The organism is Bifidobacterium simiiventris, assembly GCF_019331715.1.
Taxonomy (GTDB): Bacteria; Actinomycetota; Actinomycetes; order Actinomycetales; family Bifidobacteriaceae; genus Bifidobacterium; species Bifidobacterium simiiventris.
In genome coordinates, this window is the sequence record NZ_JAHBBG010000003.1 from 243,885 (window position 1) to 260,724 (window position 16,840).

Below are 16,840 nucleotides of genomic sequence, written 5' to 3' on the forward strand. Positions count from 1 at the left end.
AGGCTAGCCGAGAAAAGTTAAAGGAAGAACTATATTATGGCTATCCGCGTTTATAAGCCGACGACTGCTGGCCGCCGTAACGCGTCTGTCTCGGACTTCTCCGATCTGACGCGCTCCACGCCTGAGAAGTCGCTGGTTCGCAAGCTGACCAAGACCGGCGGTCGCAACTCCTACGGTCGTATGACCTCCCGTCACCGCGGTGGCGGCCACAAGCGCGCCTACCGTCTCATCGACTTCCGTCGTTGGGACAAGGACGGCGTGCCGGCTACCGTCGCTCACATCGAGTACGATCCGAACCGTTCCGCCCGCATCGCGCTGCTGCACTACGCCGACGGCGAGAAGCGCTACATCATCGCTCCGGAGGGCGTCAAGCAGGGTGACCGCATCGAGACCGGCGAGAACGCCGATATCAAGCCGGGCAACAACCTGCCGCTGAAGAACATCCCGACCGGTACCGTGGTCCACGCCATCGAGCTCAAGCCGCTGGGCGGCGCGAAGATCGCGCGTTCCGCCGGCGCCGCCGTTCAGCTCGTCGCCAAGGATGGCGCCTACGCCCAGCTGCGTATGCCGTCCGGCGAAATCCGCAACGTCGACGCCCGCTGCCGCGCGACCGTTGGTGAGGTCGGCAACTCCGATCACGCCAACATCCAGCTCGGCAAGGCCGGCCGCGCCCGCTGGATCGGCAAGCGTCCGTGGACTCGTGGTGAGTCCATGAACCCGGTCGATCACCCGCACGGTGGTCGTACCCGCGGTGGTAAGCCGCCGGTGTCTCCGTGGGGCAAGGGCGAAGTTCGTACTCGCCGTCCGAAGAAGGCTTCGAACAAGATGATTGTTCGTCGTCGTCCGAATGGTAAGAACCGCAAGTAAGGGAGTGTCGAGTAGATGACTCGTAGCATCAAGAAGGGCCCCTTCGTCGACGCCCACCTGCAGAAGAAAGTCGACGAGCAGAACGAGAAGGGCACCCACAACGTCATCAAGACGTGGTCCCGCCGTTCGATGATCACCCCTGATTTCATCGGACACACGTTCGCTGTTCACGATGGCCGCAAGCATGTCCCGGTGTTCGTCACCGAGGCCATGGTCGGTCACAAGCTCGGTGAGTTCGCCCCGACCAAGACCTTCAAGGGTCATGTGAAGGACGACAAGAAGGCCCGCCGCTAAAGGATAAGGAATAGAACATGGAAGCTAAAGCAATCGCTCGTCACGTCCGCGTGACGCCGCGCAAGGCTCGCCGCATGGTCGACCTCATCCGCGGCAAGCAGGCGACCGAAGCCGTCACCATCCTCAAGTTCGCTCCTCAGGACGCGTCCCTCCCGGTGCGCAAGGTCCTCGAGAGCGCCATCGCCAACGCTCGCGTCAAGGCCGACAAGGCCGGCGAGCCGTTCCGCGAGAACGATCTGGTCATCAAGGAGACCTATGTGGACGAAGGCGTGACGCTCAAGCGTTTCCGCGCCCGCGCCCAGGGCCGTGCCGCTCGTATCAACAAGCGCACCTCCCACATCACGGTCGTTGTCGCTACCAAGGAAGGAGCCCGCTAAAGATGGGTCAGAAGATCAATCCCTTTGGCTATCGTCTGGGCATCACTGAAAACCATCGTTCCAAGTGGTTCTCCGATTCCAACAAGCCTGGCGAGCGCTACAGCGACTTCGTCCTCGAGGATGACAAGATCCGCAAGGAAATGAACAAGGACCTCGAGCGTGCGGGCGTGTCCCGCATCGTCATCGAGCGCACCCGCGACCGCGTGCGTGTGGACATCCACACCGCCCGTCCGGGCATCGTGATCGGCCGCCGTGGCGCCGAAGCCGAGAAGGTTCGCGCCAAGCTCGAGAAGCTCACTGGCAAGCAGGTCCAGCTCAACATCTTCGAGGTCAAGAACGCCGCTCTGGACGCCCAGCTCGTCGCTCAGGGCATCGCCGAACAGCTGACCAACCGCGTGACCTTCCGTCGCGCGATGCGCAAGGCTCAGCAGGACGCGATGCGCGCCGGCGCCAAGGGCATCCGTATCAAGCTCTCCGGCCGTCTCGGCGGTGCGGAAATGAGCCGTTCGGAGTTCTACCGCGAGGGTCGCGTTCCGCTGCAGACCCTGCGCGCCCTGATCGATTACGGCTTCTTCGAGGCCAAGACCACCTACGGCCGCATCGGCGTCAAGGTGTGGATCTACAAGGGCGACATGACCGAGCGTGAGTTCGAAGAGCAGCAGCAGGCGCAGCAGAACAGCCGCCCGGGCCGCCGTGGTGGCGATCGCCGCCCGCGCCGTGGCAACCGCAACGCTGCCGCCCAGCAGCAGGCCGAGGCCCCGAAGGCCGAGACCGCCGCCGCTGAGGCTCCTGCCGCAACGGAAACGAAGGAGTGAACTGATGCTTATCCCGAAGAGGACTAAGTACCGCAAGCAGCATCGTCCGGTCCGCTCTGGCATGTCCAAGGGCGGCAACGAGATCGCGTTCGGCGATTTCGGTATTCAGGCGCTCGCGCCGGCCTACGTGACCAACCGTCAGATCGAGGCCGCCCGTATCGCCATGACCCGTTACATCAAGCGTGGCGGCCGTGTGTGGATCACGATCTTCCCGGATCGCCCGCTGACCAAGAAGCCGCTGGGCACCCGAATGGGTTCCGGTAAGGGCACCCCGGAGTTCTGGATCGCCAACGTGCGTCCGGGCCGCGTGATGTTCGAGATCGGTGGCGTTTCCGAGGACGTCGCTCGCGAGGCCCTGCGCCGCGCCATCGACAAGCTCCCGATGAAGTGCCGCATTATCGCTCGTGAAGGTGGTGATATCTGATGGCAGTCGGTACCGCTGAATATGCAATCAAGAATCTGAACGAGAAGACCAACGAGGAGATCGAAGGTTTCCTCAAGAAGTCGAAGGAAGAGCTGTTCAACCTGCGCTTCCAGCACGCGACCGGTCAGCTCGACAACACTGCCCGCCTCAAGGCGGTCAAGCACGACATCGCCAGGATGTACACCGTCCTGCGCGAGCGTGAGCTCGGCATCAGCCAGGCGCCCGAGGCATCCGATACGAAAGCTGAGGAGAACTAATGGCTGAAGAGCGTAACTTCCGCAAGGTTCGTCGCGGTTACGTCGTGTCCGAAGCGATGGACAAGACGATCACCGTCGAGCTCGAGCAGCGTTCGACCCACCCGCTGTACGGCAAGGTCGTTCGTTCCACCAAGAAGGTCAAGGCCCATGATGAACACAACGACGCGCACGTTGGCGACCTCGTGAGTATTATGGAGACTCGGCCCCTGAGCAAGACCAAGCGTTGGCGTCTCGAATCCATCATCGAGCGCGCTAAGTAACAAGTTCGGCAAGGCTCCGCGAGTCACCCCGCCCATGCTAGTACAGGTGGGCGGGGTGCTCGGGGAGAACCAGCTCGGCTAAGGAGAATCAATGATTCAGCAGGAAACGCGGCTTCATGTCGCCGACAACACGGGTGCGAAGGAACTCCTCTGCATCCGCGTGCTCGGCGGATCGAAGCGACGCTATGCCGATCTGGGCGACGTGATCGTCGCCTCCGTCAAGGACGCGATCCCTGGCGGCTCGGTCAAGAAGGGCGACGTGGTCAAGGCCGTCGTCGTCCGCACCGTCAAGGAGCACCGTCGTGTGGACGGCTCCTACATCAAGTTCGACGAGAACGCCGCCGTCATTCTCGGCTCCGGCCGTGAACCGAAGGGCACTCGTATCTTCGGACCGATCGCTCGTGAGCTGCGCGACAAGCGCTTCATGCGTATCGTGTCCCTCGCTCCGGAGGTGATCTGACATGGTAGCCAAGATCAAGAGCGGCGACCTGGTCAAGGTCATTCGCGGCAAGGACAAGGGCAAGGAAGGCAAGGTCACCCGTGTGCTGGCCGACGATCGTCTGATCGTCGAGGGCGTGCAGATCGTCAAGAAGCACGTCCGCGCCACGCAGCAGGGCCAGCAGTCCGGCATCGTCTCCGTCGAGGCTCCGATCCATCGCTCCAACGTGATGCTGATCGACCCGGAGACCAAGCAGCCGACCCGCGTGGGCGTTGTGGTGAAGGAAGAGGCTCGTGACGGCAAGGTGAAGACCGTGCGCGTGCGCGTGGCCAAGAAGTCCGGAAAGGAGCTGGCATGACCGATACGACCGTTGAGGCGCCGGCGACCCCGCGCCTGAAGCAGAAGTACAACGAGGTCATCATCCCCGAGCTCGAGAAGGAGTTCAACTACTCCAACCCGATGCAGGTGGCCCGCATCCAGAAGGTCGTCGTCTCCATGGGCGTCGGTGCCGCTGCCCGCGACTCCAAGCTCATCGAAGGCGCGGTCAAGGATCTCACCCTGATCACCGGCCAGAAGCCGAAGATCACCAAGGCCAAGAAGTCCGTCGCGCAGTTCCACCTGCGTGAGGGCCAGGCCATCGGTGCGTACGTCACCCTGCGTGGCGACCGCATGTGGGAGTTCCTGGATCGTCTGCTGACCCTGGCTCTGCCGCGTATCCGCGATTTCCGCGGCATCAACGGCAAGCAGTTCGACGGCCAGGGCAACTACAACTTTGGTCTCACCGAGCAGTCCATGTTCCACGAGATCGATCCGGATTCGATCGATCACCAGCGTGGTATGGACATCACCGTGGTGACCTCCACCAAGGACGACAAGGAAGCTTCCGTGCTCCTCAAGCACCTCGGCTTCCCCTTCAAGGAGAACTGATATGGCAAAAACCGCTCTGAAGAACAAGGCGGCCGCCAAGCCGAAGTTCAAGGTTCGCGCTTACACGCGCTGCCAGGTTTGTGGTCGTCCCCACTCCGTCTACCGCAAGTTCGGCCTGTGCCGCATCTGCCTTCGCGAGAAGGCTCACCGCGGCGAGCTGCCCGGCGTTACGAAGTCCAGTTGGTAAACATCGACGCTGAAGGTCCGCGGCCCGATCGCTCGTGCCATCATGGCCGGGCGTGAGGGCGGCGGAAACCATAGCGAGAAAGGGCAACAGCCCAAATGACAATGACAGATCCTATCGCAGACATGCTTACGCGTCTGCGTAATGCGAGCGCGGCAAAGCACGAGACCGTGGACATGCCGTACTCCAAGTTCAAGGCGAACATCGCCGAGATCCTGAAGCGTGAAGGCTACATCAAGGACTTCACCGCCAAGGAAGCCAAGGTCGGCCAGACTCTTGAGGTCACCCTCAAGTACGGTCCGAACGGCGAGCGCTCCATCCAGGGCATCAAGCGCATTTCCAAGCCGGGCCTGCGTCGCTACGCGAAGTCCGACGCGCTGCCGATGCCGCTCGGTGGTCTCGGTATCGCCATCATCTCGACCAGCTCGGGATTGATGACCCAGAAGGAATGCCTCGACCGGGGCATCGGCGGCGAAATCGTCGCTTTCGTGTGGTGAGAAAGGAGAGCTAGATCATGGCATCGCATATTGGTAAGCTCCCCGTCGCCATCCCGGCCGGCGTGGAAGTCACTATCGACGGTCAGAACTTCTCGGCCAAGGGCGCGAAGGGTTCCGACTCCTACGTCATTCCTGAAGGCATCACCGCTGTGGTCGAGGGCAACGAGATCGTCCTCACCCCGGCCGATGACCTGCGTCCGACCCGTGCCAAGCACGGTCTGGCCCGCGCCATCGTCGCCAGCATGGTCAAGGGCGTGCACGAAGGCTACGCCAAGACCCTGCAGATCGTTGGTACCGGTTACCGCGCCACCCTCAAGGGCAAGAGCATCGAGTTCGCTCTCGGTTACTCCCACACCATCACCGTGGATCCGGCCGAAGGCATCGAGTTCGAGGTCCCGAACGCCAACACGGTGATCGTCAAGGGCACCGACAAGCAGGCTGTCGGCCAGGCTGCGGCCAACATCCGCAAGCTTCGTGCTCCGGAACCCTACAAGGGCAAGGGCATCAAGTACGCTGACGAGCACATCCTGCGCAAGGCTGGAAAGGCTGGTAAGTGATATGAGCGTTCAGATTCTCGGTAAGGGCAAGAAGGTCGCGCTCAAGCGCCGTCACGCCCGCATCCGCAAGCGCATCTTCGGCACCCCGGAAATGCCGCGTCTCGTTGTCTCCCGCTCCAACCGTCACATGGTCGCCCAGATCGTTGACGACACCAAGGGCATCACTCTTGCCTCCGCGTCCACGCTGACCGCCGATTTCGCCGGTTTCGAGGGCACCAAGGTCGAGGCCGCCAAGAAGGTCGGCGAGCTGCTGGCCGAGAAGGCCAAGGCCGCTGGCATTGAGGCCGTCGTCTTCGACCGTGGCGGCAACAAGTACACCGGTCGCGTTGCAGCTGTCGCTGAAGGCGCCCGCGAGGGAGGTCTGGCACTGTGAGCGACGAAACTCAGAAGGAAACCCAAGTGGCTGAAGAAACTCAGAACACTGAGGCGGCTGAGACCAACAACGCGAACGAGGACCGCAAGTCCCGTCGTGGCCAGCGCGGCGAAGGCCGTCGTGGCGAGCGTCGCAACCGTCGCGAAGAGAAGCAGGGCGATGAGCTGCTCGACCGCGTGGTGACCATCAACCGTGTGTCCAAGACCCACAAGGGCGGCCGTACGTTCAGCTTCGCCGCGCTCGTGGTCGTCGGTGACGGCAACGGCACCGTCGGCGTTGGCTACGGTAAGTCCCGCGAGGTCCCGGCCGCTATCGCCAAGGGCCAGCTCGACGCCAAGAAGCACATGTTCACCGTCCCGCGCGTCCGCGGCACCGTCACCCACCCGGTGATCGGCCACGACGCCGCCGGCACTGTGCTGCTGCGCCCGGCTGCCCCGGGTACCGGCGTTATCGCTGGTGGTCCGGTCCGCGCCGTCATGGAGTGCGCCGGCATCACCGATATCCTGACCAAGTCGATGGGCTCCGCCACCGCCGTGAACATGGTTCGCGCCACCGTGGCCGCCCTCAAGCAGCTCGAAGATCCGGAAGAGATCGCGGCCCGCCGTGGTCTGGCCCTCAACGAGGTCGCTCCGGATGCCCTGCTGCGTGCTCGCGCCGCTGGCATCGACGAGGCCCGCAAGGCTCGCGAAGAGGCTGCGGCCGCCGCTCAGGCTCAGCAGAAGGATGGTGAGTGATAGATGGCTAACCTGAAGATCACCCTGCACCACGGTCTGGTGAACCGTACGCCCAAGCAGCGCGCCACCGCTCAGACCCTCGGTCTGCGCAAGATCGGCCAGAGCGTTGTCCTCGAGGACAACAAGAGCACTCGCGGCATGATCCTGACGGTGCGCCACCTGGTCACCGTTGAGGAGGTCGACTGATTATGGCAGAAGAAGAAACCACTATCCTGCAGATGCACGATCTGCGTCCGGCTCCGGGCGCCAAGAAGGATCGCATCCGCGTTGGCCGCGGTGAAGGCTCCAAGGGTAAGACCTCGGGCCGTGGCGACAAGGGCACCAAGAAGCGTTACCAGGTTCGCCCGGGCTTCGAAGGTGGCCAGCTGCCGCTGTACATGCGCCTGCCGAAACTCCGTGGCTTCAAGAACCCCTTCAAGCAGGAGTTCCAGGTCGTGAACGTGGCCGCTCTCGCCAAGCTCTTCCCGGCCGGTGGCGACGTGACCGTCGCCGATCTGGTCGCCAAGGGTGCCGTGCGCGCCAACCAGCCCGTCAAGGTGCTGGGCGACGGTGAAGTCACCGTTGCGCTCAACATCAAGGGCGTGAAGGCCTCCGCATCGGCCAAGGCCAAGATCGAGGCCGCTGGCGGTTCCGTCTCCGAGGAGTAGTTCCTACCCTCGCGGGGCAACCGCACTGCGATACGAACAATGACCCTCGTCCGCGATTCGTCGCGGCGGGGGTCGTTTCGTATGATCGCACGATAAATTATGGACAGAACGGCCGCTGCATGGGAGCAGAGGTAGACACTGTACGCTAGACTCGTCGGTTAGAGTCTGTCCGGACGGGTGCGCATGGGGCGCACATATGGAAAGGAACCCAGGTGAGGACGTTAATCCAGGCCTTCCGTACCAAAGAGCTACGAAATAAGATACTGTTCGTTTTCGGCATGATCATCATCTACCGCATCGGATCGTTCATTCCGACGCCGGGTGTTGATTACAAGGTCGTGCAGGAGTGCATGGGCACGATGAAGACCGCGTCCGAGAACTTCATTGGCCTGGTCAACCTGTTCTCCGGCGGTGCCATGCTCCAGCTGTCGATCTTCGCGCTGGGCGTCATGCCGTACATCACCGCGTCCATCGTCGTGCAGCTGCTGCGCGTCGTCATCCCGCGCTTCGAGGCCCTGCACAAGGAAGGCCAGTCCGGCGAGGCGAAGCTGACGCAGTACACTCGTTATCTCACCATTGGCCTTGCGGTGCTGCAGTCCACCACCATCCTCGTCACCGCCCGCTCTGGCGCGCTGTTCAACTACGCCTGCTCCCAGGTCATCCCGGACGGCTCCGTGTGGAACCTCGTCGTCATGGTTCTCATCATGACCGGCGGCACCGGCCTGATCATGTGGATGGCCGAATTGATCACCGACAAGGGCATCGGCCAGGGCATGTCCATCTTGATCTTCATGTCCATTTGCTCCGGCTTCCTGCCGCAGCTGTGGGAGATCGGCTGGGGCACGAACGGCACCGACGGCAACTGGCCGAAGTTCGCGATCGTCGCCGGCGTGCTGCTCGTCATCCTGATCTTCGTCGACTTCGTCGAACTGTGCCAGCGTCGTATCCCGGTTCAGTACACGCGCCGTATGATCGGCCGCAAGATGTACGGCGGATCGTCCACCTACCTGCCGCTCAAGATCAACATGTCCGGCGTCATCCCGCCGATCTTCGCGTCCTCGATCCTCGCCATCCCGACCCTGATCGCCCAGTTCGGCAACTCCGACCAGAGCTGGGTTAAGTGGATCAACAACAACCTCGCCAACACCACGTCCGTGTGGTACATCGGCCTGTACGCGTTGATGATCGTGTTCTTCTGCTTCTTCTACACCGAGATCACGTTCAACCCGGACGAGACCGCCGACAACATGAAGCAGTACGGCGGCTTCATCCCGGGCATCCGCGCCGGCAGCGCCACCAGCCGCTACCTGAGCTACGTGATGAACCGTCTGAACACGGTGGGTGCCGTCTACCTGCTGTTCGTGGCGCTCATCCCGACCGTGCTCATCATGGGCCTGCAGCTCAACACGCAACTGCCGTTCGGCGGCACGACCATCCTGATCATCGCGGGCGTCGGCCTTGACACGCTGCGTCAGGCCAAGGCCCAGACCGAGCAGTTCCAGTACACCGGCTTCCTGCTCGAGAACGTGGATCACGTCGAAGGCAAGTAAGGATTTTCTCGGCTCCTGGCCGCCCGCGATGGGCAGGCGGCCGCGCGAGGAACTGGACAGTCCTGTGGACTGTCCAGTGACGGAGCCATCCGTTTCCAAACATCCAACACATCAGCAAAGGAACCAAGACATGCGTCTTCTCATCATGGGCCCGCAGGGCGTGGGCAAGGGCACTCAGGCCGCACTGCTCGCCGAGCACTTCGGCATCCCGGCCATCTCCACCGGCGACATCTTCCGCTACAACATCAAGAACAAGACCGAGCTGGGTCTTGAGGCCCTCAAGTACACCGACAAGGGCGAACTGGTTCCGGACGAGCTGACCAACAAGATCGTCAAGGACCGTCTGGCGATGGATGACGCCAAGAACGGCTGGATCCTCGACGGCTACCCGCGCAACGCCTCCCAGGTCGAGGCGCTCGACGCGATGCTCGAGGAGCTGGGCACCCCGCTCGATAAGGTCGTCGCCCTCGACGCCGACCACGACGTGCTCATGGAGCGCATCGCCAAGCGCGCCAAGGAGCAGGGCCGTTCCGACGACACCCCGGAGGCCATCGCCAAGCGCCTGGCCACCTATGCGAAGGAAACTGCCCCGCTGCTCGACATCTACCAGCAGCGCGGCCAGCTCGTCGCCATCGACGGCGTCGGCGAGATCGACGCGATCCAGGCCAACATCGTCAAGGCGCTCGAGGCCTGAGACCTCCTCGGTTCTGTCATTTCGAGCGCAGCGAAGCGGAGTCGAGAAATCTTACGGACGGATTCGACATCGGAAAGATTTCTCCGCTCGGCTTTGCCTCGGTCGAAATGACAATGACAGGGGAACGTCGGACGGATGACCGTCTGGGCATATCAAATGGGCAGCTTAAGGGCTGCCCATTGTTGTATCCGGGTTGAGGTGGCCGGGTGCGGGAAACGGATGGCTCCGTCGGTGAACAGTCCACTGGACTGTTCACCTCCTCGCGCCGTCGCTTGCCAAGCGAGCGACGGCGTGTCGTAATCCCCGTGTTCGTGTATATTATTCCGTTGGTGTGTCTTCGGACTCACTAACGGTAATTGTCCCGAGGAACGGATAACGAGGCTCATGGCAAAAGACGGTGTGATTGAAGTCGAAGGTCAGGTAGTGGAAGCACTGCCGAACGCGATGTTCCGCGTCGAACTTGAGAACAAGCACATCGTGCTCGCCACGATCTCCGGCAAGATGCGCAAGAACTACATTCGTATCCTGCCGCAGGATCGCGTGGTGCTCGAAATGAGTCCGTACGATCTGAACCGCGGAAGGATTACGTACCGCTACAAGTAAAGGTACAAGTAAAGGAAAACCATGAAGGTCAGCCCTAGTGTGAAGAGGATCTGCGAAAACTGCCGCGTGATCCGTCGTCACGGCCGCGTCATGGTGATCTGCACGAACCCGCGCCACAAGCAGCGTCAGGGCTGAGAGCAGATCCAGCGGCACCAATTAATCAGGCGCTGAGTCACAGGCGAGTCTCTCCCGAGAGGCTTGCTTGAACCCCGGGTACGCAGGCCCGGGCCGGGAAACCGGACGACTCGGTGCACGACCTGCGGAACACAGAAGGAATCGCAATGGCACGTCTTGCCGGAGTCGACATCCCCAATGAGAAGCGCATTGAAATCGCCCTCACCTACATCTTCGGTGTGGGTCGCACTCGTGCGAAGGAAACGCTTGCCGCGACCGGTATCAACCCGGACACCCGCGTCAAGGATCTGACGGATGAGCAGCTGATCACGCTGCGTGACTATCTTGAGGGCAACTACAAGATCGAAGGCGATCTGCGTCGTGAAATCGACGCGGACATCCGTCGTAAGATCCAGATCAACTGCTATCAGGGCATGCGTCACCGTAAGGGTCTGCCCGTGCGCGGTCAGCGCACCAAGACCAACGCCCGCACCCGCAAGGGCCCGAAGCGCACGGTCGCCGGAAAGAAGAAGGCCACCAAGTAGTAGGTGGCTCGTCCAAGCCACGGGACGTCACGTTCCATCGTTTGGACAGACAAATAAGTTCGTACTAGGAAACGAGGATCAATGGCAGCTGCAAAGCAAGCCGCTCGTAAGCCTGTCCGTCGCCGCGACCGCAAGTCGATCCCGGTGGGCCAGGCTCACATCAAGTCCACTTTCAACAACACGATCATCTCGATCACTGATCCGTCCGGTGCCGTCGTGTCCTGGGCGTCCGGTGGCGACGTCGGGTTCAAGGGTTCCCGCAAGTCCACGCCGTACGCTGCCGGCATGGCCGCCGAGTCCGCCGCCCGCAAGGCGATGGAGCACGGTCTGAAGAAGGTCGACGTGTTCGTCAAGGGCCCGGGTTCCGGTCGTGAGACCGCCATCCGTTCCCTGCAGTCCGCTGGCCTTGAGGTCGGTTCCATCACCGACGTCACCCCGCAGGCGCACAACGGCGTTCGTCCGCCGAAGCGTCGTCGCGTCTGAGCCGTCTGAGCACTAGACATAGCAATTCATCCAAAGCCGCTTGCCTGGCCGGTGAGTGCACCACCGACCAGAAGCTGAAAGGATAACACAGTGCTTATCGCACAGCGTCCGACACTGACCGAGGAAGTCCTCAACCCGCAGCGCTCCCGCTTCACCATCGAGCCTCTTGAGCCTGGTTTCGGCTATACGCTGGGCAACTCCCTGCGCCGTACCCTCCTGAGCTCGATCCCGGGCGCGGCTGTGACTTCGGTTCGTATCTCCGGCGCCCTGCACGAGTTCACCACTCTGCCGGGTGTCGTGGAGGACGTGACCGAGATCCTGCTCAACATCAAGGGCATCGTGCTCACCAGCGAGTACGACGAGCCGGTCGTCATGTATCTGCGCAAGAGCGGCGAAGGCGAAGCCACCGCGGGTGACATCACCCCGCCGGCCGGCGTGACCATCGCCAACCCGGAGATGCACATCGCGACCCTGGCCGAGGATGGCGAACTCGAGATCGAGTTCACCGTCGAGCGCGGCCGCGGCTACGTGCCGGCGCAGATGAACAAGCAGGACAACGACGAGATCGGCCGTATCCCGGTCGACTCGATCTACTCCCCGGTGCTCAAGGTGAGCTACAAGGTCGAGGCCACCCGTGTGGAACAGCGCACGGACTTCGACAAGCTCATTCTGGACGTGGAGACCAAGCCCGCCATTTCGCCGCGTGACGCGGTCGCTTCCGCCGGTTCGACCCTGGTGGAGCTCTTCGGCCTGTGCCGCGAGCTCAACACCCAGGCCGAAGGCGTCGAGGTCGGCCCGGCTCCGGTGGCCGAGGAAACCAACCCCGAGATGGCCGTTCCGATCGAGGATCTCAACCTCACGCAGCGCAGCTACAACTGCCTCAAGCGCGAGGGCATCCACACGATCGGCGAGCTGGTCAACCACACCGAGCAGGACCTGCTCGACATCCGCAATTTCGGTATGAAGTCGATCGATGAGGTCAAGGACAAGCTGCAGACCCTGGGCCTGTCGCTCAAGGCCTCGCCGCTGGGCTTCGATACCACCAACCTCGAGGGCGGCACCTTCTACTCGCCGGAAGACGAGTGAGTTTCCGCTTTTGACCAATCACTCCGCCGCGCCCGGACGTTCGGGCACATGCCCACCTGAGCGCGGCGGGGCATTCAAGGAGTAATTCATGCTTACACCCAAGAAGGGCCCGCGTCTGGCCTCCAGCCCGGCCCACGAGCGCCTGATGCTCGCGAACATGGCCACCAGCCTGTTCCAGAACGGTCGCATCGTCACCACGCTGCCGAAGGCCAAGCGCCTCCGTCCGCTGGCCGAGCGCCTGATCACCTTCGCGAAGCGCGGTGATCTGCACTCCCGCCGTCGCGTGATGCGCGTCATCCGCAACAAGTCCGTCGTGCACGCCCTCTTCACCGAGATCGCCGAGCAGATGGAGCAGCGTGAGGGCGGCTACACCCGCATCGTGAAGATCGCCCCGCGTAAGGGCGATTCCGCTCCGGCCGCGATCATCGAGCTCGTCACCGAGCCGGTCGCCAAGAAGGCCGTCGTGAAGGAAGCCGAAGCCGCGACCAAGGTTGCGGAAGAGGCCGCTCCGGCTGCCGAGGCCACCGAGGCTCCGGTTGAGGCTCCGGCCGAGACCGCTGAAGCCCCGGCCGAGAACGCCGAGTGAGCTAGACCACAACTGAAGGGGTCGGGAATCCGCAGGGTTTTCCGGCCCCTTCTGCATGCTGAAATGGCCGTTATCGGGGCCGATAACGGCCATTTCAGCATTATGATGGTGCCTCATGAGATTGCGCATCGACTTGGCATATGACGGCGGCGGCTTCTACGGATGGGCGAAGCAGCCCACCCTACGCACCGTGCAGGGCGAGATCGAAGCCGCGCTGCACAAGATCCTGCGCGTGCCGACCGATCCCGCATCGCCCGAATCACAGGCCGAACCGCTGCGCCTGGTCGTCGCCGGTCGCACCGACACCGGCGTCCACGCCAGCCATCAGGTCTGCCACGTCGACATCTCCCCGAGCATTCTCGCCCGCGCGGTCGGTCACATGGGCGTGCCGCCGACCGTCGCGCTGACCCGACGCATGCAGCGCATCCTGCCGCCCGACATCACGATCCGCGACATCACGCCCGCGCCGGACGGATTCGACGCCCGCTTCTCCGCACTCGAACGCACCTACGTCTACCGAATCGCCGACCGCGCGTCCGAAGTCGACCCGCGCACGCGCGGCTTCGTGCTGCACATTGACGACGATCTTGACATCGCCGCGATGAACGAGGCGGCCGCGATGACGATCGGCCTGCATGATTTCGGTTCGTTCGCGACGCCCAACCCGGGCGGTACGACGATCCGCGAGGTCAAGACCGCGTACTGGCGGCGGATTCCGGCCCGTCCGCTGATCGACGCGGCGATGGGGGAACGGTACCGTACTCCGGCAGTCGAGTCCGGACTGCTGTGTTTCACGATCGTGGCCGATGCGTTTGCCCGCAACATGGTGCGATCACTGGTGAACGGCTGCGTGCAGGTCGGTATCGGCAAACGTTCGCTGGACTGGTTCGCCGGCAAGATGGCGACGCCCTTGCGCGAAGGCTCGACCGGCCCGATCGCCCCGCAGGGCCTTACGCTCGAGCACATCCAGTACCCGCCCGACGACCAGCTCGCGTCCCGCGCCGAAGCCATCCGCGCCAAGCGCACGCTGTAGCACGCCCGTAACACATTCGCCCCCGTCCGGTAACCGCGTGCGACTAGCGTAACGCGTATTCATGGCGATGGCCGCGGCGTAAGCGTGCGCTTGCACGAGCGAGCCGGCAGACCAATCGCCGCCCGCGAAACCGTACATGCGGCACATGCCACCGTGCCCGCGTGACGGTCGTGGCAACGAACGGACGGACGAAGGCGAGGAGCGAAATGGCTGCATCGGCGATCAATCTGGCAGGCGAACTGGTCAACCGCCGCGAGGCGATCAACCGCGAGCTGAGCCGCAACGGCGTGCGGTTCGGCGTGTACAAGAACGGCGAGTACCACGACCGACTGTTCCCGTACGACCCGATCCCGCGCATCATCGAATCCGATGAATTCGACCAGCTCGAAGCAGGCTTGAAGCAGCGCGTCAACGCGCTCAACGCGTACCTCAAGGACATCTACTCCGACAAGCGCATCATCCACGACGGCATCATCCCCGAGGAATACGTGTACACGTCGGCCGGCTACTTCCCGCAGGTCAACGGCGTCACCCCTCCCGGCGGCATCTTCGCGCACATCGCCGGCGAGGACCTCGTGCAGGGCGAGGACGGCCGCTGGTGGGTGCTCGAAGACAACCTTCGCATCCCGTCCGGCGCCAGCTACCCGCTGTTCGCGCGCGACATCGAACGCCGCACGAACCCGAAGCTGTTCTGCGAGGTGCATGTGCGCGACAACCGCGACTATCCGCGCCTGCTGCGCAAGGCGATGGACTTCGTCTCGACCGAGGGCATTGCCGTGGTGCTGACTCCCGGCCGTTACAATTCCGCGTTCTTCGAGCACGCGTACCTCGCCGAGAAGACCGGCGCGGCTTTGGCGTTCCCGGAAGACCTCGAAGTGGTCGACAACAAGCTGTTCTTCCTTGACTACGCCGGCAACCGGCATCGCGTGGGCGCGGTGTACCGCCGCCTGTCGGACGAGTATCTGGATCCGTTCGCGTTCAACCCGGATTCGGTGATCGGCGTGCCCGGACTGCTCTCGGCGTACCGTTCCGGCAACGTTGCGATCATCAACGCGCCCGGCAACGGTGCAGCCGACGACAAGGCTATCTACTATTTCGTGCCGCAGATGATCAAGTACTATCTGGGCGAGGAGCCGATCCTGCACAATGCGCCGACGTATATGCCGATGTTTGACAAGGATCGCAAGGAGGTGCTCGACCGGATCGGCGAGCTGGTGATCAAGGACGTGGCCGAGGCCGGCGGTTACGGTGTCGTGTTCGGCTCGTCGCTCGACGCCGCAGCGCGTGAGGAACTGGCCGACCGGATCAAGGCCGAGCCGCGCCGGTTCATCGCGCAGGAGGTCATCCAGTTCCGCGACATCGACGTGATCGACCCGGAAACCGGCGAGGCGAGCCCGCGCAAGGCCGATCTGCGCGCGTTCGTCGTGACCGGGCAGAACACGCACGTGTGGTATTCCGGTCTGACCCGCTACTCGTCGGTGCCCGGCCAGATGATCGTCAACTCGTCGCAGGGCGGCGGCTTCAAGGACACTTGGGTGCTCGCGCCGGAGCACGGCACCGAATCGCACGAGCGTGCACAGCAGCGCAGCGAATCGGTCGCCTCCGTGAACCTGATCCCGCACTCGCGCAAGCATACGTTGTCACTGGTCACCGCGTCGAAGGCCGACAACCTGTACTGGCTCGGCCGATACACCGAACGCGCGTTCACCACGCTCGTCCAGTTCTTCCCGTTCTACGACCGCGTGATGGACACCGACGTGGACGCGTTCCGCCCGTTCGCCCGTGCCCTCGACCTGCCCGAGGACTTCGCGGACTTCGACGGTTTCATCCACTCGTTCCTGTACGACGACACGAATCCCGATTCGGTGCGCAGCGCGATTGTCGCCGCGTTCCGCAATGCCGTTGTGCTGCGGCCGGAACTCACCTCGCGCCTGTTGCAGTACATCGAACTCGCCGTCACGAACATCACCGATGCGGCCGAACATTCGGCCAACGCGAGCGACATCTACAACCAGCGCGACATTGCCGACGATATGCTCGCGTTCTGGGGCGGCGTCGAGAACTCGACCGTTGACGTGACGTTGAAGGCGTTCATCTTCATCGGCAAGTACATCGAACGCATCGACCTGTACACGCGCTTCCGTCTGCCGGAGGACGAGCTCGACGCGCCGCTCGCCAAGCTCGAGACGTATTCGCGCGCGCTCGACGGCAAACCGCTGCCGTCGTGCTTCGTGTCCGGCATCAGCTGGCTGCTCGGCCAGCTGCCGGACCGTGGCTACCCGGAGCTGACCAAACGGCTACAGGTGTTCCTCGACGACTTCAACAGCCGCGCGATCGCCGGCGACGTGAAGGACGCAAATTCGCTCAGCTCGATGAACATGGACGCCAAACGGCCGTGAATATGGCCGTGAGCCCGGCCGTGGGCGCACGTGAAGCCGTGGCCGTCGTGTGCGGTACAGTGGATGTGCAAGCAGGTACGGGTCGCATCCACTAG

27 protein-coding genes are annotated in these 16,840 nt (G+C 62.9%); all 27 read left to right on the forward strand.

The genetic code is table 11. The features are described from left to right. Positions 1–36: 36 nt before the first annotated feature. The 27 genes from rplB to KIH76_RS05295 all read left to right on the forward strand — a co-directional run bounded on the left by rplB (position 37) and on the right by KIH76_RS05295 (position 16,745). Positions 37–867, forward strand: a complete 831-nt coding sequence (rplB, locus tag KIH76_RS05165) for a 50S ribosomal protein L2 (RefSeq protein WP_219069666.1) — start codon at positions 37–39, stop codon at positions 865–867. Positions 868–882: 15 nt separating this feature from the next. After that, positions 883–1,161 (forward strand): 30S ribosomal protein S19, encoded by a 279-nt coding sequence (rpsS, locus tag KIH76_RS05170; RefSeq protein ID WP_015450968.1) that lies wholly within the window; start codon positions 883–885, stop codon positions 1,159–1,161. Positions 1,162–1,178: 17 nt separating this feature from the next. Continuing rightward, positions 1,179–1,538, forward strand: a complete 360-nt coding sequence (rplV, locus tag KIH76_RS05175; RefSeq protein WP_033493913.1) for a 50S ribosomal protein L22 — start codon at positions 1,179–1,181, stop codon at positions 1,536–1,538. A 2-nt stretch (positions 1,539–1,540) separates the two neighbouring features. Then, on the forward strand, positions 1,541–2,353 hold the full coding sequence (rpsC, locus tag KIH76_RS05180) for a 30S ribosomal protein S3 (protein WP_214372517.1): 813 nt from the start codon (positions 1,541–1,543) through the stop codon (positions 2,351–2,353). Positions 2,354–2,357: 4 nt separating this feature from the next. Beyond that, on the forward strand, positions 2,358–2,777 hold the full coding sequence (gene rplP / locus KIH76_RS05185; RefSeq protein ID WP_094730272.1) for a 50S ribosomal protein L16: 420 nt from the start codon (positions 2,358–2,360) through the stop codon (positions 2,775–2,777). Then, positions 2,777–3,034: a 50S ribosomal protein L29 gene (rpmC, locus tag KIH76_RS05190; protein WP_094730273.1), complete on the forward strand. Its 258-nt coding sequence runs from the start codon at positions 2,777–2,779 to the stop codon at positions 3,032–3,034. Before rplP ends, rpmC begins: the two co-directional genes overlap by 1 nt. After that, positions 3,034–3,294 (forward strand): 30S ribosomal protein S17, encoded by a 261-nt coding sequence (gene rpsQ, locus KIH76_RS05195; protein WP_033493921.1) that lies wholly within the window; start codon positions 3,034–3,036, stop codon positions 3,292–3,294. Before rpmC ends, rpsQ begins: the two co-directional genes overlap by 1 nt. A 91-nt stretch (positions 3,295–3,385) precedes the next feature. Next, positions 3,386–3,754 carry a 50S ribosomal protein L14 gene (rplN, locus tag KIH76_RS05200; protein WP_152357685.1) on the forward strand — a complete coding sequence of 123 codons (369 nt, stop codon included), beginning with the start codon at positions 3,386–3,388 and terminating at the stop codon, positions 3,752–3,754. A gap of 1 nt (position 3,755) precedes the next feature. Then, on the forward strand, positions 3,756–4,091 hold the full coding sequence (rplX, locus tag KIH76_RS05205; protein ID WP_094730276.1) for a 50S ribosomal protein L24: 336 nt from the start codon (positions 3,756–3,758) through the stop codon (positions 4,089–4,091). Further along, positions 4,088–4,660, forward strand: coding sequence for a 50S ribosomal protein L5 (gene rplE / locus KIH76_RS05210; RefSeq protein WP_163232115.1), 573 nt, complete (start codon positions 4,088–4,090; stop codon positions 4,658–4,660). Before rplX ends, rplE begins: the two co-directional genes overlap by 4 nt. A gap of 1 nt (position 4,661) precedes the next feature. After that, positions 4,662–4,847, forward strand: a complete 186-nt coding sequence (locus KIH76_RS05215) for a type Z 30S ribosomal protein S14 (RefSeq protein WP_003808046.1) — start codon at positions 4,662–4,664, stop codon at positions 4,845–4,847. Positions 4,848–4,942: 95 nt separating this feature from the next. Beyond that, the gene (gene rpsH / locus KIH76_RS05220) at positions 4,943–5,341 is read left to right on the forward strand and encodes a 30S ribosomal protein S8 (protein ID WP_214372515.1); all 399 of its coding nucleotides are present in this window, start codon (positions 4,943–4,945) and stop codon (positions 5,339–5,341) included. A 17-nt stretch (positions 5,342–5,358) separates the two neighbouring features. Beyond that, the gene (gene rplF / locus KIH76_RS05225; protein WP_152357689.1) at positions 5,359–5,898 is read left to right on the forward strand and encodes a 50S ribosomal protein L6; all 540 of its coding nucleotides are present in this window, start codon (positions 5,359–5,361) and stop codon (positions 5,896–5,898) included. 1 nt (position 5,899) lies between these two features. Then, entirely contained in the window at positions 5,900–6,271 is a 372-nt protein-coding gene (gene rplR / locus KIH76_RS05230) for a 50S ribosomal protein L18 (RefSeq protein ID WP_214372513.1), read from the forward strand. Next, entirely contained in the window at positions 6,268–7,005 is a 738-nt protein-coding gene (rpsE, locus tag KIH76_RS05235; RefSeq protein ID WP_214372511.1) for a 30S ribosomal protein S5, read from the forward strand. The genes rplR and rpsE overlap by 4 nt, the downstream gene beginning before the upstream one ends. A 3-nt stretch (positions 7,006–7,008) precedes the next feature. Further along, entirely contained in the window at positions 7,009–7,191 is a 183-nt protein-coding gene (rpmD, locus tag KIH76_RS05240) for a 50S ribosomal protein L30 (protein WP_033493939.1), read from the forward strand. Between the two features lie 2 nt (positions 7,192–7,193). After that, positions 7,194–7,652, forward strand: coding sequence for a 50S ribosomal protein L15 (gene rplO / locus KIH76_RS05245; RefSeq protein WP_214372509.1), 459 nt, complete (start codon positions 7,194–7,196; stop codon positions 7,650–7,652). Between the two features lie 212 nt (positions 7,653–7,864). Beyond that, positions 7,865–9,202: a preprotein translocase subunit SecY gene (gene secY / locus KIH76_RS05250; protein WP_219069668.1), complete on the forward strand. Its 1,338-nt coding sequence runs from the start codon at positions 7,865–7,867 to the stop codon at positions 9,200–9,202. A gap of 130 nt (positions 9,203–9,332) precedes the next feature. After that, positions 9,333–9,896, forward strand: coding sequence for an adenylate kinase (locus KIH76_RS05255; protein WP_214372505.1), 564 nt, complete (start codon positions 9,333–9,335; stop codon positions 9,894–9,896). A gap of 384 nt (positions 9,897–10,280) precedes the next feature. Continuing rightward, positions 10,281–10,499, forward strand: a complete 219-nt coding sequence (gene infA, locus KIH76_RS05260; RefSeq protein WP_003808114.1) for a translation initiation factor IF-1 — start codon at positions 10,281–10,283, stop codon at positions 10,497–10,499. A 21-nt stretch (positions 10,500–10,520) separates the two neighbouring features. Next, complete coding sequence (gene rpmJ / locus KIH76_RS05265) at positions 10,521–10,634, forward strand: 50S ribosomal protein L36 (RefSeq protein WP_003814578.1); 114 nt, start codon at positions 10,521–10,523, stop codon at positions 10,632–10,634. Between the two features lie 146 nt (positions 10,635–10,780). Further along, on the forward strand, positions 10,781–11,158 hold the full coding sequence (gene rpsM, locus KIH76_RS05270; RefSeq protein ID WP_152357696.1) for a 30S ribosomal protein S13: 378 nt from the start codon (positions 10,781–10,783) through the stop codon (positions 11,156–11,158). An 81-nt stretch (positions 11,159–11,239) separates the two neighbouring features. Next, positions 11,240–11,641 (forward strand): 30S ribosomal protein S11, encoded by a 402-nt coding sequence (gene rpsK, locus KIH76_RS05275; protein WP_033493949.1) that lies wholly within the window; start codon positions 11,240–11,242, stop codon positions 11,639–11,641. A gap of 90 nt (positions 11,642–11,731) precedes the next feature. After that, positions 11,732–12,727, forward strand: a complete 996-nt coding sequence (locus KIH76_RS05280) for a DNA-directed RNA polymerase subunit alpha (protein WP_214372503.1) — start codon at positions 11,732–11,734, stop codon at positions 12,725–12,727. Positions 12,728–12,815: 88 nt separating this feature from the next. Then, positions 12,816–13,313 carry a 50S ribosomal protein L17 gene (gene rplQ / locus KIH76_RS05285; RefSeq protein WP_214372501.1) on the forward strand — a complete coding sequence of 166 codons (498 nt, stop codon included), beginning with the start codon at positions 12,816–12,818 and terminating at the stop codon, positions 13,311–13,313. A 115-nt stretch (positions 13,314–13,428) separates the two neighbouring features. After that, positions 13,429–14,346: a tRNA pseudouridine(38-40) synthase TruA gene (truA, locus tag KIH76_RS05290; protein WP_219069670.1), complete on the forward strand. Its 918-nt coding sequence runs from the start codon at positions 13,429–13,431 to the stop codon at positions 14,344–14,346. A gap of 206 nt (positions 14,347–14,552) precedes the next feature. Next, positions 14,553–16,745 (forward strand): circularly permuted type 2 ATP-grasp protein, encoded by a 2,193-nt coding sequence (locus tag KIH76_RS05295; protein ID WP_214372497.1) that lies wholly within the window; start codon positions 14,553–14,555, stop codon positions 16,743–16,745. Positions 16,746–16,840 lie beyond the last annotated feature (95 nt).

Bases quoted from the DNA above. Each gene is read 5' to 3' on its own strand.
- truA (WP_219069670.1), top strand. From the start codon at position 13,429: ATGAGATTGCGCATCGACTTGGCATATGACGGCGGCGGCTTCTACGGA.
- rpsK (WP_033493949.1), top strand. From the start codon at position 11,240: ATGGCAGCTGCAAAGCAAGCCGCTCGTAAGCCTGTCCGTCGCCGCGAC.
- rplE (WP_163232115.1), top strand. From the start codon at position 4,088: ATGACCGATACGACCGTTGAGGCGCCGGCGACCCCGCGCCTGAAGCAG.
- rplQ (WP_214372501.1), top strand. From the start codon at position 12,816: ATGCTTACACCCAAGAAGGGCCCGCGTCTGGCCTCCAGCCCGGCCCAC.
- rplV (WP_033493913.1), top strand. From the start codon at position 1,179: ATGGAAGCTAAAGCAATCGCTCGTCACGTCCGCGTGACGCCGCGCAAG.
- rplF (WP_152357689.1), top strand. From the start codon at position 5,359: ATGGCATCGCATATTGGTAAGCTCCCCGTCGCCATCCCGGCCGGCGTG.
- rpsQ (WP_033493921.1), top strand. From the start codon at position 3,034: ATGGCTGAAGAGCGTAACTTCCGCAAGGTTCGTCGCGGTTACGTCGTG.
- infA (WP_003808114.1), top strand. From the start codon at position 10,281: ATGGCAAAAGACGGTGTGATTGAAGTCGAAGGTCAGGTAGTGGAAGCA.
- rplR (WP_214372513.1), top strand. From the start codon at position 5,900: ATGAGCGTTCAGATTCTCGGTAAGGGCAAGAAGGTCGCGCTCAAGCGC.
- rplO (WP_214372509.1), top strand. From the start codon at position 7,194: ATGGCAGAAGAAGAAACCACTATCCTGCAGATGCACGATCTGCGTCCG.
- KIH76_RS05215 (WP_003808046.1), top strand. From the start codon at position 4,662: ATGGCAAAAACCGCTCTGAAGAACAAGGCGGCCGCCAAGCCGAAGTTC.
- rpmD (WP_033493939.1), top strand. From the start codon at position 7,009: ATGGCTAACCTGAAGATCACCCTGCACCACGGTCTGGTGAACCGTACG.
- rplB (WP_219069666.1), top strand. From the start codon at position 37: ATGGCTATCCGCGTTTATAAGCCGACGACTGCTGGCCGCCGTAACGCG.
- rpsS (WP_015450968.1), top strand. From the start codon at position 883: ATGACTCGTAGCATCAAGAAGGGCCCCTTCGTCGACGCCCACCTGCAG.
- rpsH (WP_214372515.1), top strand. From the start codon at position 4,943: ATGACAATGACAGATCCTATCGCAGACATGCTTACGCGTCTGCGTAAT.
- KIH76_RS05255 (WP_214372505.1), top strand. From the start codon at position 9,333: ATGCGTCTTCTCATCATGGGCCCGCAGGGCGTGGGCAAGGGCACTCAG.
- rpmJ (WP_003814578.1), top strand. From the start codon at position 10,521: ATGAAGGTCAGCCCTAGTGTGAAGAGGATCTGCGAAAACTGCCGCGTG.
- rplN (WP_152357685.1), top strand. From the start codon at position 3,386: ATGATTCAGCAGGAAACGCGGCTTCATGTCGCCGACAACACGGGTGCG.
- rplX (WP_094730276.1), top strand. From the start codon at position 3,756: ATGGTAGCCAAGATCAAGAGCGGCGACCTGGTCAAGGTCATTCGCGGC.
- KIH76_RS05295 (WP_214372497.1), top strand. From the start codon at position 14,553: ATGGCTGCATCGGCGATCAATCTGGCAGGCGAACTGGTCAACCGCCGC.
- rplP (WP_094730272.1), top strand. From the start codon at position 2,358: ATGCTTATCCCGAAGAGGACTAAGTACCGCAAGCAGCATCGTCCGGTC.
- rpsM (WP_152357696.1), top strand. From the start codon at position 10,781: ATGGCACGTCTTGCCGGAGTCGACATCCCCAATGAGAAGCGCATTGAA.
- rpsC (WP_214372517.1), top strand. From the start codon at position 1,541: ATGGGTCAGAAGATCAATCCCTTTGGCTATCGTCTGGGCATCACTGAA.
- rpmC (WP_094730273.1), top strand. From the start codon at position 2,777: ATGGCAGTCGGTACCGCTGAATATGCAATCAAGAATCTGAACGAGAAG.